This is a genomic window from Chitinophaga agrisoli (assembly GCF_008386695.1).
GTDB classification, from domain to species: domain Bacteria; phylum Bacteroidota; class Bacteroidia; order Chitinophagales; family Chitinophagaceae; genus Chitinophaga; species Chitinophaga agrisoli.
In genome coordinates this window covers 723,164-740,666 of sequence record NZ_VUOC01000003.1, presented here as the reverse complement: position 1 = coordinate 740,666, position 17,503 = coordinate 723,164, and the positions used below count along the sequence as shown (strand labels likewise).

11 protein-coding genes are annotated in these 17,503 nt (G+C 50.6%); 10 read left to right on the top strand and 1 reads right to left on the bottom strand.

Translation table 11 applies throughout. The annotated features are described in order from the left end of the window. Window positions 1-69: 69 nt before the first annotated feature. The 10 genes from F0L74_RS18400 to F0L74_RS18355 all read left to right on the top strand — a co-directional run bounded on the left by F0L74_RS18400 (window position 70) and on the right by F0L74_RS18355 (window position 16,461). Window positions 70-1,638 carry a SusD/RagB family nutrient-binding outer membrane lipoprotein gene (locus F0L74_RS18400; protein WP_246197763.1) on the top strand — a complete coding sequence of 523 codons (1,569 nt, stop codon included), beginning with the start codon at window positions 70-72 and terminating at the stop codon, window positions 1,636-1,638. 60 nt (window positions 1,639-1,698) lie between these two features. Further along, window positions 1,699-2,298, top strand: a complete 600-nt coding sequence (locus F0L74_RS18395; RefSeq protein ID WP_149839340.1) for an RNA polymerase sigma-70 factor — start codon at window positions 1,699-1,701, stop codon at window positions 2,296-2,298. An 83-nt stretch (window positions 2,299-2,381) separates the two neighbouring features. Then, a complete protein-coding gene (locus F0L74_RS18390) occupies window positions 2,382-3,608 on the top strand; it encodes a FecR family protein (RefSeq protein ID WP_149839339.1) in 1,227 nt (408 codons plus the stop codon). A 46-nt stretch (window positions 3,609-3,654) separates the two neighbouring features. Further along, the gene (locus F0L74_RS18385; protein ID WP_149839338.1) at window positions 3,655-6,897 is read left to right on the top strand and encodes a TonB-dependent receptor; all 3,243 of its coding nucleotides are present in this window, start codon (window positions 3,655-3,657) and stop codon (window positions 6,895-6,897) included. A gap of 19 nt (window positions 6,898-6,916) precedes the next feature. Further along, window positions 6,917-8,422, top strand: coding sequence for a RagB/SusD family nutrient uptake outer membrane protein (locus tag F0L74_RS18380; RefSeq protein WP_149839337.1), 1,506 nt, complete (start codon window positions 6,917-6,919; stop codon window positions 8,420-8,422). Window positions 8,423-8,454: 32 nt separating this feature from the next. Next, entirely contained in the window at window positions 8,455-9,618 is a 1,164-nt protein-coding gene (locus F0L74_RS18375) for a Gfo/Idh/MocA family protein (RefSeq protein ID WP_149839336.1), read from the top strand. Between the two features lie 134 nt (window positions 9,619-9,752). Beyond that, on the top strand, window positions 9,753-10,172 hold the full coding sequence (locus F0L74_RS18370) for a DoxX family protein (RefSeq protein ID WP_149839335.1): 420 nt from the start codon (window positions 9,753-9,755) through the stop codon (window positions 10,170-10,172). A 19-nt stretch (window positions 10,173-10,191) separates the two neighbouring features. Further along, entirely contained in the window at window positions 10,192-11,499 is a 1,308-nt protein-coding gene (locus tag F0L74_RS18365; RefSeq protein ID WP_149839334.1) for a cryptochrome/photolyase family protein, read from the top strand. 206 nt (window positions 11,500-11,705) lie between these two features. Next, on the top strand, window positions 11,706-14,816 hold the full coding sequence (locus F0L74_RS18360; RefSeq protein ID WP_149839333.1) for a SusC/RagA family TonB-linked outer membrane protein: 3,111 nt from the start codon (window positions 11,706-11,708) through the stop codon (window positions 14,814-14,816). 25 nt (window positions 14,817-14,841) lie between these two features. Next, window positions 14,842-16,461, top strand: coding sequence for a RagB/SusD family nutrient uptake outer membrane protein (locus tag F0L74_RS18355; protein ID WP_149839332.1), 1,620 nt, complete (start codon window positions 14,842-14,844; stop codon window positions 16,459-16,461). A gap of 176 nt (window positions 16,462-16,637) precedes the next feature. On the opposite strand, the gene F0L74_RS18350 is transcribed toward F0L74_RS18355, so the two are convergent. Beyond that, on the bottom strand, window positions 16,638-17,498 hold the full coding sequence (locus tag F0L74_RS18350; RefSeq protein WP_246197762.1) for an alpha/beta hydrolase: 861 nt from the start codon (window positions 17,496-17,498) through the stop codon (window positions 16,638-16,640). Between the last annotated feature and the right edge of the window lie 5 nt (window positions 17,499-17,503).

Genomic DNA, 17,503 nt, shown 5'->3' with positions numbered 1-17,503 from the left:
ATAATGAAAAGTGTGCCTTTTATTAAATCATTTTGTGAGATGTGGTATGTTCCAAACATGATGAAACGTGTGACAACAGCATCCGTATTATGCGGGGTGCTCTTTAGCGCGTGCACCAAAAACTTTGAGGATATCAACCGGAATCCCTATGACTTCAATGAGAATGAGCTGATGCCGGACATGAAGCTGCTGGGAGAACCGCTGATACAGACCATGCTGAATATTATGGTCAGCGGCGACCCCGCCACGGCGCAGGTGCAGCAGAACCTTATAGGCGATATTTTTTCCGGTTATATGATGACGCCCACGCCGTTTGAATCCAACCGGAATAACAGTACCTATGACCTGCTGGATAACTGGAATAACCATGCGTGGACGGTGGCCTATGGCAACGTGATGCCCAACTGCAAGTTTGTACAGGAAAAATCCAAAGGGCGCTACTCCGATTTCTACGCCTGGGCGCAACTGCTGCGCGTAGCCGCCATGCACCGGGTAAGCGATGTATACGGCCCTATCATATATACCAAATACACCACCATCAACAAAGATGGCAGTATTGATTATGATACCCAGCAGGAGGCCTATAATGCTTTCTTTAACGACCTGGACGCCGCTATTGATACGCTTACGGTATATGCCCAAACCAATGTGCCCAGTAATTTTGCCGCTTTTGATCTGGCTTATAAGGGCGATTACAGACAATGGGTAAAATTTGCCAATACGCTGCGCCTGCGGTTGGCCATCCGGATCTCCAAAGCAGATCCGGTAAAGGCCAGGAAAGAAGGGGAAGCTTCCCTCCAGCACCCTTTGGGCCTGTTAACCACCGCACAGGATAATTTCAACATCAATATAGGAGCGGTAGCGCACCCCTTGTACGTGATCTGTTATAAATGGAACGATATCCGCATGGGCGCGCCCATGGAGTCTATCATGACCGGCTACCATGATCCGCGCCTGCCCTGCTATTTTGCCAGCTCCAGCAGCCGGGATTCCTCTTATGACGGTATCCGCAACGGCGTAAGCATTACCAGCCGGGATACCTATACCGGCTTTTCCAAACTATCCATGGCGCAACTGGGCAATAAGATCCAGCTGATGACCGCTGCGGAAGCCTGGTTCCTGAAAGCGGAAGCCGCCCTTTATGGCTGGAAGGGCGCTGGCGATGCGTACACAGATTATGAGAACGGCATCCGTACCTCTTTTTCGCAGTACAAACTGGATGACAAGGTAAACGCCTATCTTAAGAACCACGGCTATAAGCCCAAACCTTATACGGACCCGCGGAATGCGGCCAACAATGTGCCCGACAGCAGCCCTTACCTGAGCACCATCACAATCCAGTGGGAACATGGCGTGTCTACAGAAAAGAAGCTGGAGCGCATCATTACCCAGAAATGGATTGCCATGTTCCCCGAGGGAGAAGAGGCCTGGGCAGAGTTCCGTCGTACCGGCTACCCCCGCTTATTTCCGGTGGTGGTGAACTACAGCGGCGGCAGCATTCCCACGGAGCGGTTTATCCGGCGTATTAACTTTCCCCAGCTGGAATATGCTACCAACCCCCAGGGCGTAAAAAGGGCCGTAGCAGCCCTGGGAGGCCCCGATAATGGCGGCACCGCCCTCTGGTGGGATAAACAGTAGCCAATAATCAGTTCGGTCAGAAATGCGTACCTTTAGTATGATGACCGCATCTGTTGCGTTATGATGTACCAGGAATTCCACGACGGTAATATGCCTCATATTGCTGCATTCAGAAAGGGTAATACTACCGCTTTCAGCCACTATTATCATCTTTTTTACGTACCCCTCCGGTATTTTGCCGAACAGCTGATAAAAGACAAAGCTGCTTCGGATGACATTGTTACCAATGTTTTTATTAAGCTATGGCAGAAACATGCGAACTTCAGCTCAGAAGAGCGGATCAAATCCTTCCTGTATATCTGTACCCGTAACGCCTGCCTGGACTTTATCAAACACCAGCGCATTGCCAGAAGATCTGAACAGGAGATCGCAGACAATACCGTACTGCAAGAGGATTTTGCCCTGAACCAGATCATCCGTACGGAACTGTACTGGCATCTTTATAATGCTATAGAGCAGCTGCCTGTAGAATGCCGCCGTATTTTTAAGATGAGTTTCCTGGAAGAAATGAAGAACCAGGAGATAGCGGATAAATTATCGCTTTCCATTAAAACCGTTAAGAACCAAAAAGCCAGGGCCATTGTATTGATCCGCAAAAGGTTACTGGGCGAGCACCTGGCTGCCTGGGCGCTCTGGTGCGCCTGGTTTATCATTCCCTAAATATTTTTTCTCCGTCTTTAGGCCTATCCCGTTTTCCGGTCGTTTCTATTTAAGAGGGGACAGGTAACAGTAAAAATCCATGTATGAAGAAACGGGCCTTACATGCATCCTACCAGATCGTTGAGCTGATACGCAAACATCTTGACGAAAGCATTACGCCGGCAGAGAATAGCCGCCTGGAGCACTGGTTGCAGGCAAAGGAAGCTAACCGTATACTGTTCCGGCAGCTGGCGGAAAAAGAGCATGCAGGCGAGGCTATTAGCCGGTTTAAAGAGATAGCCGCGGAAAGGGCCGCCACGTTTGAGCGCATCAGCAGCCAGCTAACGACTCTACCTTCTTCCCGCACACGTTTTTTCCTTTTTCGTCACTGGTCTTATGCCGCGGCAGCAACCGTGCTGTTATGCCTTGGCGCTGCCTCGCTGTTTTATTTTAACAATAGCAGCGGCCCCACCGCCCGCCCCAAGCCAGCTGTAACGGTGGTTACAGATATACCGCCGGGCGGCAATAAGGCCACGCTTACATTAGCCAATGGCAGCGTAATTACGCTGGATAGCCTGCAAAGCGGTACACTGGTCCGGCAGGGCAACGCCGCCGTTATTCAGCTGGGCAACGGGCAGCTGGCCTATAAAAAAGATGCTGCAGCGCGGGATGCGCCGGTAGTGTATAATATCATTGCCACGCCGCGCGGCGGGCAGTATCAACTATTGTTGCCGGATGGCAGCAAGGCCTGGCTCAATGCCGCCAGCTCGCTGCGTTTCCCCACTGCCTTTACCGGCGGGAAAAGGAAGGTGCAGTTAACCGGCGAGGGATATTTTGAAGTAGCGCCTTTGTATACCGGCAAAAAGAAAACGCCTTTTATCGTGGAGATAGGCCCCGGCGGCGGGCAGGTAGAAGTACTGGGCACCCATTTTAATGTGATGGCCTATGACGATGAAAGCGCCGTAAAGGTAACGCTGCTTACCGGCGCGGTAAAAGTAAGCAAAGGCCTGGCCGGCGCGCGGTTAACGCCAGGCCAACAGGCACAGCTGGACAAAGCAGGACAATTAAAAGTACAACCACAGGCAGATGTAGCCGCTGCCATGGCATGGAAGAACGGCATGTTCCAGTTTCACAGCGCAGATCTGCCCGCTGTATTACGGCAGTTATCCCGCTGGTATGATGTAGATGTTATTTATAAAGGCCCTGTGCCTTCCAGGGAATTTGAAGGCGAAATAGAGCGCAACCTTACCTTATCGCAGGTGCTGCGCATACTGGAAAAGAACCAGGTACACATAAAGATAGAGGGGACACAAATGGTAGTGATGCCTTAGCCTAAACAACAGAACTATACCATCCACCTAAACACCACCTTCGTATATGAAACTTGTAATTCTACTTGTAGTTACATGCCTGCTGGCAGGCATGGGCAGCTATGCGCAGAACGTAACCTTTACGGGCAAAAACGTTCCGCTGACAACCGTGTTTGCTGCTATCAAAAGCCAGGCTGGTCATGTGTTTTTCTTTGACGCGAGGCTGTTGCGGGATACCAAACCCGTATCACTCGATGTGCATGACGCTCCGGTGGCCATGGTCCTTAAAGAAAGCCTGAAAGACCAGCCGCTGGATTACTCCATCGAAAACAAAACTGTTACCATTGTAAAGAAATCACACACCGCGTTACCCGCAGCACCGCTTCCGCTGGAAGACCCGCCACCTGTACTGGTACAGGTTTCCGGCACAGTGCGCGATAGTGCCGGCGATCCAATGGCTGGCGTTTCCATCCGCGTAAAGGGCGGTACTACCGGCACGATCACGGATCAAAGCGGCCGTTTTAATATCAATGCGGAACCCGGCCAGGTATTGGTAATATCTGCCGTAGGTTTTATACCACAGGAAATTACCATAGGCAGCGAGCTTACATATACCATTACATTACTCCGCGCCAATGAAAAGCTGGATGAGGTAGTGGTAGTAGGTTATGGTACCCAGACCCGGCGGCAGCTTACCGGCGCCATCTCTTCTGTAAGGGGCGATCAGATCCGGAAACAGCCGGTGCTTACTCCGGTACAGGGCTTGCAAGGCCTGGCCCCAGGCATTCAGATCACCGCCTCCGGTCAGCCGGGCGTACAGCCAAGGGTCACTATCCGCGGGCTGAACACCATCCTGACCAATGAAAACCCCCTGTATGTGGTGGATGGCGTGCTAACGGATGATATCACCAATGTGAGCAATGCGGACGTATTATCTGTAGAGATACTGAAAGACGGTGCAGCCGCTATCTACGGTAGCCGTGCCGCTAATGGCGTAGTGCTGATCACCACCAAAAGAGGCCGTACCGGCAAACTAAGCGTAAGCCTGGACGCCTCTGCAGGATTCAGGAAGATGATCAATAAAGTAAAAATGGCTGATAGCCGCCTGTATGCAGCATACACCAATGAAGCCAGGGCCTATAACAGCGAGCCGCCTTTTATTAACCCGGATACGTTGCAGTATAATACAGACTGGTACGATGCCATGACACGCAAAGGTCTTTTTCAGCAATATAACGTGACGATGAGCGGCGGTACGGAAAACGTTTCCTACCTGTTCAGCGCAGGTTATATGGGAGATGAAGGCGTGTTAAAAGGCGCTGATTTTTCGAGGATCTCCCTGCGTTCTAACAATGAATACCGGATCACGCCTTTCCTTAAGTTTGGCCATGTGCTGAATGTGGCTATCAGCAGCCGCAATAATAAACCGGTGACCACTTTCTCAGAAGCTTACCGGCAGGCGCCCAGCGTACCGGTCAAGAACCCCGACGGCTCCTATGGTTATATCAGCGGGCTAAGTGTAGCCAATCCCGTAGCCACGCTGGAGCTGGCCAATGAACTGGCGAATAACCAGCGTTACCAGGGCAACCTGTATATGGAGATAAGATTGCTTAAAGGCCTTACGTTCCGCTCTGCATGGGGTTTTGACAAAAACTACGGGGACAGTATTGAGTACAAACCTGTGTACAACTACAACATCTTTAACCATACTACCTCCGAATTATTTGTGCTGGATAAAAACCGCTTTTATTGGGTATGGGATAATATACTTACCTACTCCCTGCAGTTTGGCGACCACGATGTATCATTGATGGCAGGCCATACCGCAGAGAAAGACAAAGGTAAGATCTCCCAGGTAAGGGCTACCAATGTGCCGCCGGATAGGAACCTGTGGTATATTAACCAGGGCGATCCTACCATTACGTTTGTAGCTACCGGTACCGCGGGTTTTGTGCTGCAGCGCAGAAGCTACTTCTCCCGCCTTACCTATAGTTTCCGCAATAAATATAACCTGAACGGTGTGTTGCGGCGCGATGGCTCCAGCGCCTTTCCTGATAACCGGCAATGGGGTACTTTTTATTCCTTAGCAGGTTCATGGATGCTGTCTGAAGAGGGCTTTATGAAAAACGTGACCGGCGTGGACTACCTGAAGCTGCGGGTAGGATACGCGCACCTGGGTAACGATGGTATTTCCAGACTGGTAAATAACGAGCTCTCACAGCTGTTATCCATTACGCAAACCAATCCCTACGCCTTCCCCGGCGGTCTGGTACCGGGCATCACCTTTGACCAGGTCAAGGACGCTACCGCCAGTTGGGAAGCTACCAAGGGTGTGGATGCAGGCATTGAATTTGGTTTGCTGGATAACCGCCTGACGGGTGAAGTATCTTATTACAATAAACTCACCAATGCGTACATACGGGTACCGGCGCCGCCTTTTATGGATAATAACGGCATCCTCTCCCCTTCTGCAGACGTAAGGAATAAAGGCGTAGAAGCCGCGCTGGGTTGGAGTGATAACCGTAATAAGAATTTCACTTACCGCATTAGCGCCAATGCCACCATTAACCGCAACAACGTGGATAAGATAAGGGGTGGCATTGATCTGGCAGAAGGCAGCCTGGGTAATGGCGAAGTAACTACATATACGGTAGAAGGCCGGCCCATTGGCAGTTTCTGGGTATATGACGTGGAAGGTATTTACCAGAACCAGGCAGATATTGAACGGTCTGCCCATTTTGTAGGCACGCTGCCGGGTGATTTCAAGTACAGGGACATTAACGGCGACGGCTCGCTGGATACCAGGGACCGCATCTTTGTAGGCTCGTATCAACCCCGGTTCTACTATGGCATCAGCGCGGGCGTTACCTGGAGGCAACTGGACTTTTCTGTGGATTGTTACGGCAATTCCGGCAACAAGGTGTACAACGGTAAAAAGGCGGTACGTTTTGGTAATGATAATATAGAAGTATCCCGCGGCGCGCGCTGGACTTCCACGAATCCCAGCAATACAGAGCCCAGGGCCTCCAACAACATACCACCGCCTTCTACCTATTTTGTAGAATCCGGCTCCTTCTTCCGCATTAACAACATCACGCTGGGATATACCTTACCGGAATCATTCATCAGCCGCGCGTTCATGAGCAGCGCCCGTTTTTATATCACGGCGCAGAACCCGCTGATCAGTAAAAAATTCAGCGGCTTTAGCCCGGAACTGCCCGGCTCCAATGCGCTGAACAGTGGTATTGAGCTAAGCATATATCCAACGCTGGCCACCTACCTGGTAGGTTTTAACATCAATTTTAAATAACCGCTAAACGGTTTGAGTTATGAAAAATTTATTTGCTATATTATCCATCATAGCGTTCATGATCGTACTCTCCATTTCCTGCAAAAAAAGCTGGCTGGACCCGCCGCCGGAGAATACACGCATACAGGATGACTCCACCTTTGCACGGCCGGAGAATGCTACCCGTTTTGTAAATGCCTGTTATGCCCAGCTGAATGACTGGAATGAGCATGTATTTTCCTGGATAGGGATAAGCAGCATCACCAGCGATGACGCTGATAAGGGTAGCTTCCCCGGCGATGTAGGCGCGGACAAAGACCAAATGGACAATTTTACCTACACGGCTACCAGCTTATCCCCTTCTGAGGTATGGAGCGGCAATTTTGTAGGCGTGGGCCGCTGTAACCAGGCCATTGATAATCTACCCAGGTTCACCAACGTACCGCAGGCCCTCAGGGACCGGCTGGTAGCAGAAGCAAAGTTCCTGCGTGCTTATTACTACTTTAACCTGGTACGGTGCTATGGAGACGTGCCTTTGGTAGATAGCGTTTATAGCTCAGATAATATTGAGCAGATCGTGGGCCTTTATACCCGCTCACCCAAAAGCGAGATCTATGCCCTGATCATACGGGACCTTACTGACGCCGCCGGCGCACTGCCGGTGAAAAGCGCTTACGGTGCTGCAGACGTGGGCCGTGCTACACAAGGCGCCGCACTGGGATTACTGGCCAAGGTGCAGTTATACCAAAAAAACTGGGCAGCCGCAATAGCCGCTTCTGATCAGGTCATAACCTCCGGCGAATATTCCCTGGAGCCGGATTATGCCCTGCTATGGCGCCAAACCACGGAGAATGGCCGTGAATCACTATTTGAAGTGCAGGCTCAGAATGGTCAGGAAGGCTGGGCCACCGGTGGCTATTCAGAAACGCAACGTGCCCGCGCCACCGTGATCAACGGGTTTAACGGCTGGGGCTTTAACTCGCCCAGCGCCAGCCTGGAGGCCGCCTATGAACCGGGCGATGTTCGCAAGGCAGGCACCATGTACTTTGCCGGCCAAACCCTGTGGGATGGGGCTATAATAGACATCGATGCCGCCAACCCGCGTTATAATTACAAATCCTACTCCAGCATGACCCAGGAAACCAATTACGACGGCTGGTTTACGGGGAAGAATATACGCATATTGCGCTATGGGGAAATACTGCTTATTAATGCGGAAGCCGCCAATGAGGCCGGGCAACCTGGCAAGGCGCTGGCTGCATTGAACCAGGTAAGGGCAAGGGCCCGTGGCGGCGTAGCCGGCGTACTGCCGGATGTGACCGTAACCGCACAGGCAGCCCTGCGGGACGCCATCTGGCGGGAAAGAAGGGTGGAACTGGCCATGGAGCATGACCGTTTCTTTGACCTGGTAAGGCAAGGCAGGGCAGGCACTGTGTTACGCGCACAGGGCAAAAACTTTGTGGATGGGAAACATGAGGTATTCCCCATTCCATTGAACCAGATCATCGTAAGCCAGGGAAGGCTTACGCAAAACCCGGGATACTAATGTGCCGATGTGCACATTTATAAATTAAGACCATGGTAACACTATCAAGACAGGAGTTCCTGCAACGTACTGCTATCGCAGGTGTAAGCCTGCTGCTTTCTTCGCTGGAAGGTTTTGCCTTTACCCAACCGGAAAAGAATATAAAGGTAGCAGTAATAGGTTGCGGCAGCGTATCCAACCAATACCTGCCCCATTTATCCAAATGCCCCTATGTGGAGCTGGTAAGCACTTGTGATATTATTCACGAGCGGGCCATTAAACAGGCAAAGGACTATAAAGTGCCCAACCATTTCCCGCATATTGACCAGCTGCTGGCCGGCCCTGCGTTTGACCTGATGGTAACGCTTACAGATATGCAGGAGCATGGGCGGTTAAATAAACAGGCCTTGGAAAGCGGTAAACATGTATGGAGCGAAAAGCCCATGGCCAATACCTACAAAGAAGGCAAGGCCCTGCTTGACCTTGCCAACAGCAAAGGGCTGCATATCTGGGGTGCGCCGGCGGTGGTAAACAGCCCGCAATTTGCCTTTATGTCAAAGACCATACAGGATGGCACACTAGGCAAAGTAGCCTGCGCCCACGCCCAATACGGTCATTTAGGGCCTACCTGGTCTGCTTTTTTCTATGAGCAGGGCGGCGGCAGCCTGCCTGACCTGGGCGTGTATAACCTGGCCACACTTACCGGCCTGCTGGGGCCTGCGAAAGCTGTAATAGCGATGACCAGCATTGTAACGCCGGAACGCACGGTGGATAACAAGGGTCATATTAAAGTAGCGGCGGAGGATAACGCTATGGTGATCATGGATCATGGGAATGGTACCCTTTCCCATGTGCAATGCGGGTTCAATTATTTTGATCCCTATGGGCATGAAGGCAAGGGGCAGCAACAGCATACCGTCAGCATCTGGGGCACTAAAGGCAATATGGGGCTGGTAGGCTATGACTGGGCGCCTTTTGGGGTAGACCTGGCCACTTCTTTTACGGAACCGCCGGTAAGGCATGTAACAGATACCGGCGCCTATGTATGGCAACAGGGCGCCAGCGTAATATCCGAAACACTGGCCACCGGCAAACCGGCGCTTATTACCGTGGAGCATGCCCTGCATGTGCTGGAGATCATTGAAGCGGCCAGGGCATCGGGGCAGGATGGCAAGCGGGTAGAACTGGTATCTACCTTTAAATGGCCGGTTGTATGATTTATGATACTATTTTAACAATAACCGCTAGTGCAAGCTTATTCGAACCTTAAGCGAACCTAAACCGAACCTTAAGCGAACCTGAGACGGCCCTGCCGGGAGACAATATTGTATCAGTATTTAAAAGAAAGACAATGCTTAAACGGTTCCTTTCTCCTTCCTATACACCCTGGCAGGGTGGTTTAGCCCTTATGCGCATTATTACCGGCCTGCTGATGGTATACCATGGCTGGGAAGTATTTGATAAGGCCAAAATGGACGAATACGCCAAATGGCTCACAGATCTGCATTTTCCCGCGCCTGCGTTTATGGCCTACCTAGGGAAGAGCACGGAATGGGTAAGCGGTATTTTACTTACATTGGGCCTGCTGACACGCCTGGCGGTGATCCCCCTGGCCATTGCCATGACGGTTGTCTGTTTTGGCATGGGAAATGGGAGGATATTAACGCAGGACCAGCATCCCTTTTTATTTGTATTGCTGGCAGGCGTTTTCTTTTTTACCGGGCCCGGTAAATGGAGCCTGGACCAGGTATTCTTTAAGCGGGGGCCATAAAATAATAGGTACCGGACATATGCGCATCAATATCTTTTGGTTCCGCCGCGATCTGCGGCTGGATGACAATGCAGGATTATACCATGCTTTACAACAGGAGAACCAGGTATTACCCATCTTTATATTTGACACCAACATACTGGATCAGCTGGATGAAAAAGCAGACCGGCGGGTGACCTTTATATTTGAGGCGCTGGAGCAGATACAGGCCACGCTGGAGAAAAAAGGCAGTACCCTGAGGGTATATTATGATACACCGGTCAATGCATTTAAAAAGCTACTGGATACCTATACCATCGACAAAGTATTCACCAATCATGATTATGAACCGTACGCCCGTGAAAGGGACCAGGCGGTAAAGGAGTTATTACAACAGCACAGTATTTCCTTTCATACGTATAAAGACCAGGTGATCTTTGATAAAGCGGAGGTGATGAAAGATGATGGCACGCCCTATACCGTATTTACCCCTTACAGCAGAAAATGGCAGGCTACGCTGAATGATTTCTATCTAAAAAGCTACCCCACGCATAAGTATATACGTAATTTCCTGAAAGAAGCCCCGCATCGCATTCCGTCTTTAGCTACCATGGGTTTTAAGGAGGCAAACGGCCATTTTCCGCCAGGCGCCGTAAAGGAGGAACTCATCCGCCAGTATGAGCAGCAGCGGGATATACCCGGTATTACAGGCACCTCCCATATGGGCGTGCACCTGCGCTTTGGCACCGTGAGCATCCGCAAGCTGGCGCAAAAAGCACAGGAGTGGAGCACCGTATATTTAAATGAGCTGGTATGGCGGGAGTTTTACCAGATGATACTCTGGCATTTTCCGGAAGTGGGTAAAGGCAAGTCATTTAAACCTGCCTACGATCATGTACGCTGGCGTTATAATGAAGCTGATTTTGAACGCTGGTGTAAGGGCCAGACCGGTTACCCTATTGTGGATGCCGGTATGCGGGAGCTGAATGCCACGGGTTTTATGCATAACCGGGTACGGATGATCACGGCCTCTTTCCTGGCCAAACACCTGCTGATAGACTGGCGCTGGGGCGAAGCCTATTTTGCGGAAAAGCTGCTGGATTATGACCTGGCGGCCAATAATGGCAACTGGCAATGGGCAGCAGGTTGCGGGTGTGACGCCGTCCCCTATTTCCGGATCTTTAACCCCACCTTACAAACAAAAAAGTTCGACCCCCAGTTAATATATATAAAGAAATGGGTACCGGAACTGGAAACCCTGGACTACCCCGCCCCCATCATACAACATGAAATAGCCCGCAAACGCTGCCTGGAAGCTTACAAGAGAGCTTTACAGCAGCAAGGTTAATTTATTTTTAAAAATTTTGTCTGATACGATAGTACCATGGTATTTTTCGCACGACTCCCTATCTGCAGCCTTTAAAGGAACCAAGATCGTGCACCAACTTTAATACAGTTAAACAACAGTAATGACAACAAAAAAACACAGCGTTTAAGCTGAGGGGGATATTTATTGCCTGGCGAAAACCATGAACATTTCAACCAAACTAGCATATGAACAGAAAATTCCATCTTTCATGGGCATGCAGACCCACAAGCGTTTTACTCTGCCTTGCATTGGCAGGAGGCGCACACATGCAGGCCATTGCAGCCATTCCAACATTTGCTCATACCACGGTTGAGCAGGATATAACGGGCACCGTGCGCGATGCCCAGGGAACACCATTGCCGGGTGTGACCGTACAGGTAAAAGGCATCAACAAGGGTACCCAAACAGACGCCAATGGCGTATTCAAGATCAGCGCTAACCCTGGCGATGTACTGGTATTCAGCTCACTGGGCTTTACCGCTACTGAGGTAACCCTTGGCAACAACCCCACTATTAATGTAACCCTGGAAGGAAATGTTAAGGGATTGAACGAGCTGGTAGTAACTGCATTAGGCGTAAAGAAAACACCCAAAGCGCTTACTTACGCCACACAGCGTATTGACGCCGCAGAGATCACCACCGCTAAAGATCCTAACCTGATGAATGCCCTGAACGGTAAAGTATCAGGCATCAACATTAGCCGCAGCAGCTCCGGCGCAGGCGGTTCTGTAAAAGTGATCATGCGTGGTAATAAATCTGCCGCCAGCACTAACCAACCCTTGTATGTAATTGATGGTATTCCTATGATCAGCTATGCCACCCAGCAGCCCAACAGTACCTGGGGCGGTAATGGCGTGATCACTTATGCACCCGGCCGCGATGGTGGAGACGTGATCTCTAACCTGAACCCGGATGATGTTGAAAGTATCTCTGTGCTGAAAGGCGCCTCCGCATCTGCCCTGTATGGCAGTCAGGCCGCCAACGGCGTGATCCTGATCACCAGCAAAAAAGGTAAACCGGGCCAAACAAATGTGAGCCTTTCCAGCAGCTTTACCATGGACCAGGTAGCTATCAAACCTGAGTTCCAGAACAGCTACGGACAAGATCCCAAAGCCGCTACCCAGAGCTGGGGGCCTTCACTTACCGGCGGCGCTGCTGATAACCTGAAGGACTTTTTCCGCACTGGTAATACCTGGATCAACTCCATAGGTCTTTCCGGCGGCACAGAAAAGATGCAGACATATTTTTCGTATGCCAATACCCGTGGCGCAGGCACTATGCCGGGTAATGACTTTAACCGTCATAACATCACCTTCCGCGAAACCGGCCACTTCCTGGATAATAAGCTCACCATTGATGGCGGCGCCCAGATAGTGGTACAAAAAATAAAGAATGCCCCGGTAACAGGTCTTTACTTCAACCCCTTATCAGGTTTGTACCTGTTTCCCCGGGGTTTAGCCCTGCAACCGTACAGGGATAAATACACTGCATTTAACGAATTGCGGCAGATAGACCTGCAGAACTGGCCTTTTAACGAAGACATCCAGCAGAATCCCTGGTGGATCGTAAACAGGAATACCAGCTCAACAGACCGTAACCGTACGCTGTTTAATGCCTCTGCCAAATATGATATCACCGATTGGTTGAATATACAAGCCCGTGGTAGCATGGACCGTATCAACGATACGTATGATGCGCAGATCTATGCCGGTACGCAGGGCGTACTTTCCGGCCCCAATGGCCGTTATATAGCGTTGAACTCTACTACCACCCAATTCTACGGTGATCTGTTGCTGAGCCTTAACAGGGACTTTGGCGATTTTCGCCTGAATGCTGTACTGGGTAGCAGCATTGTAGATATGCAAACCAAAGGCTTCAGCGCAGACTCCTACAACGGTAGCCTGTATGTAGCCAATGTATTTACATTGCAGAATATGTCGCAGGGCAGCCAGTACAATACGCTGCCTAATAACCATGTGCAGATACAGGCGGTGTTTGGTAACGCTACCCTGTCCTGGAAAGACCTGGTGTTCCTGGATCTGACCTCCCGCAGCGACTGGCCTTCCACGCTGAGCTTTACGCCTACCAAATCCTATTTCTATCCTTCTGTGGGGCTGTCCTTTATCATGAGCGATATCCTGCACCTGCCGGAGCCTATCAGTTATGCTAAGCTCAGAGGCTCCTACTCTTCTGTAGGTAACTCCGTACCAGCTTATGTAACTAATCCGCTGAGCAGGCTGGGCACCGTAGGCGGCACCTTTGACTTTAACACAGTAGAGCCTAACCCGGACCTGAAACCGGAAAGGACCAAATCCTTTGAGCTGGGTACTGAGCTGCGTTTTCTGCAGAACCGCCTGAGCGTGGATGTGACTTACTATAAGACCAATACCGTTAACCAGTATTTCCAGATCGCTATCCCTCCCGGCACCGGTTACAGCCTGCGTAACATCAACGCCGGCGAGATCCAGAACTCCGGTGTGGAAGCGTTGGTGAACTATAATGTGATCAAATCCGGGAACTTCCAATGGAATACGGGTGTGAATTACTCTTATAACAAAAACACTGTTAAATCGCTGGCGCCAGATATGGACCAGTTCATCTTAACAGACGCTAACTCCAACTCTTACTCCTCAGTGATCAAAGTTGGCGGCTCTTACGGCGATATTTACGGCACGGTGCTGCAGCGTGATGAACAAAACCGCGTGATCATTGGCGCGGATGGTACGCCTAAGGTAGATCCCGTATTACAGTTCATTGGCAACCCTAACCCTAAATGGCAGCTGGGTTGGAGCAACGGTTTCTCCTTTAAGAACTTTAACCTGAATGTATTGGTGGATGGTAAGTTTGGCGGCAAGGTACTGTCTATCACACAGGCCATGATGGATCAATACGGCGTATCTAAAGAGAGCGGTGACGCCCGCGCTAATGGCGGCGTAAACATCAACGGCGTACAGGATGACGCTGCTAAAACCCCAGTAACCTCTGTAGACGCCAAGAAATGGTATACCACCATAGGCGGCCGTGCAGGCGTAGCCGGCGAGTATGTTTACAGCGGCGATGTGATCCGTATGCGCGAAGTATCCCTGGGTTATGCCTTACCGTCTTCTTTACTGGAACACAGCTTTGTAAAAGGGCTGAAGCTATCATTGATCGGCAGGAACCTGTTCTACTTCTCCAAGAAAGCGCCTTATGATCCGGAAGTGACCATGTCTACCGGTAACGGCCTTTCCGGTGTAGATGTATTCAGCCTGCCTGCTACGCGCAGCCTGGGTGTGAACCTGAATGTGAACTTTTAAGTAATTCACCAAAAAAACAAGGAAGATGAACAAGATCAGCTTTAAATATAAAACCCTGGCGCTTGTAGCGATGGCAGCCCTGCTGGGCGCCAGCTCCTGCACCAAGAACTATGAGGATTATAATACAGACCCTACCGGCCTGACAGAAGATCAGCTTAAACCGGACTTTAACTATATAGGCGGTTTCTTTCCACAGATCCAGTCCTCCATATACTTCAACTTCAATAACACTACCGCGGATTACCAGCTGCAGCAGAACCTGAATGCCGATGTGTACTCCGGTTATATGATGTCGCCCAACCCTTTCCGCAGCAATATCAGCAACCTTACCTATGCGCTGGTAGACGGCTGGAACGGCTCCGCATTTGCACTGGCTTATAACCGTGTAATGTCGCCCATACAGGAAGTAAAACGCCGCGGCGCGGATAAGGTAGCGCCTGATTTCTGGGGCGTAGCTTTGATCCTGAAGGTAGAAGCCATGCACCGCGTAACGGACATTTACGGGCCTATCCCCTATACCCAATATGGCCAGGGCGGTTCCTCTTCCGTATACGATAGCCAGGAAACTATCTATAAAGCATTCTTCCAGGAGCTGGATGTTGCGATAGCTAACCTGAAGGCATATATAGCTGCAAAACCCGGCGCTACGCCGTTTGCCAAGTTTGATATGCTGTATGGCGGCGATTACAAACAATGGATAAAGTTTGCCAACTCCCTGCGCCTGCGCTTAGCTACCCGCGTTAACAAAATTGCCCCCGCACTGGCAAAAACAGAGGGCGAGAAAGCGCTGGCAGATAATGGCGGCCTGCTGGAAAACAATAATGACAATGCACTGGTATCCGGCTTTGGCATTAAACACCCGCTGTTCACCATTACCAATAAAGACGCCTGGAGCGATATAAGCATGGGCGCTTCTATGGATGTTTACCTGAACGGCTTCCATGATCCGCGCATTGGCAAATACTTTGATCCGGCTTCTGATTTTGCCGGACAGTACAAAGGCATCCGCATTGGTTCCGATGTACCTGCCAAACCTGGCTACGCGGGCTTTTCTACACTGGCCTATGCTACTACCAAAACCTTCCGGGATAATACCCCGCTGCAGCTGATGACTGCCGCTGAAGTGTTTTTCCTGCGGGCAGAGGCTGCGCTGAATAACTGGGCTAACCCCGGCGGTACTGCACAGGACCTGTATGAAAGAGGTATTACCACTTCCCTTACGCAATGGGGCGTGGCAGACCAGGCTGCAGAATATATCAATGATGCTGTTAGTAAACCCATTCCTTATGTAGATCCGAAGACTGCGGCTAACAACGCGCCGGCGCCTTCTGCCATCACTATCAAATGGGACGAAGCAGCTACGCCTGCTGTGAAGCTGGAGCGTATCATCACGCAGAAATGGATCGCTATATTCCCGGAAGGAGAAGAGGCATGGGCAGAGTTCCGCCGTACAGGTTATCCTAAATTACTGACGGTGGTTAACAACAGGAGCAATAACACCATTGATACCGATAAACAGATCAGAAGACTTGCATTCCCACAGGCAGAGTACCTGGCTAACCAGGCAGAGGTACAGAAAGCCATACAGTTGCTGGGCGGCCCTGATAACGGCGGCACCAGGCTGTGGTGGGATACAAGACCATAACAATATTATACTCTCTATCTACATTTCACACGTTTGAGAAAAGCCGCTGGTGTTCCCGCCGGCGGCATTTTTAAAAAGCAGATAGACAAACATATTGCCCTTTATTATCCATTAATCTATATCGTTGACACAGTAACATAGAAAAGTCCCGCCGTTGAGCGGGACTTTTTCTTTTATTAATTTTTGGCTGTTTCCTGTTTGTCAAAGAAGCGATGGAAATACAGCAGCTGGTATAACACGGAATTTGACCAGTAATCCCAGTTATGCTCTCCTGGCCTTTCAATATAATCATGCGTAACGCCCTGTTGTAATAATTGCTGGTGCAGGTTGCGGTTTACGTTAGAGAAAAAATCCTTTACGCCGCAGTCAATGATAAGAGCCAGCACGCTATCTTTTAGCTGGTAGGCTATATTGATCACAGAGTAATTGTTCCAGTTTTCCCGGTGGTCTTCGATGGTACCGAGGCGTTTGGCCAGGTCCCAGTTCCTGGGGAAAGGGCGCAGGTCAACCCCGCCGCTCATGCTACCGGCGGCGCCAAAAACATCCGGGTGGCGGATGGCCAGGAACAGGGCGCCATGGCCGCCCATGCTCAGGCCAGTAATAGCGCGGTACTGTTTCTGTGCCCGGGTGCGGTAATGACTGTCTATATAAGCGGGTATTTCTTTGCCTACATAGGTCTCAAACTTCCAGCTGCTATCCACGGGGCTATCCAGGTACCAGCTGCCTACGTTGCCATCCGGGCAAACGATCATCATCTGATAGGCATCTGCCAGCCCGCTAATGGCGGGCACGTTCCTGATCCAGTTGGCATAGTTGCCGCCATGACCATGCAGCAGGTATACCACCGGGAAACGCTGTGTTTTGTCTTTATCATAGGCCGCCGGCGTGATCACCACGCATTTGAAGCTGCGGTACATAGCTGGGCTGAGTATCTCCAAAGTATCCACCTTAGCGGCGTGCAGGCTGGTAGAGAGGAGCAGCAGGCAAAGGCAGCTGAGCAAAAATCCTTTCATCGTTTTTCCTTTTAACGTGTTCATGGTAA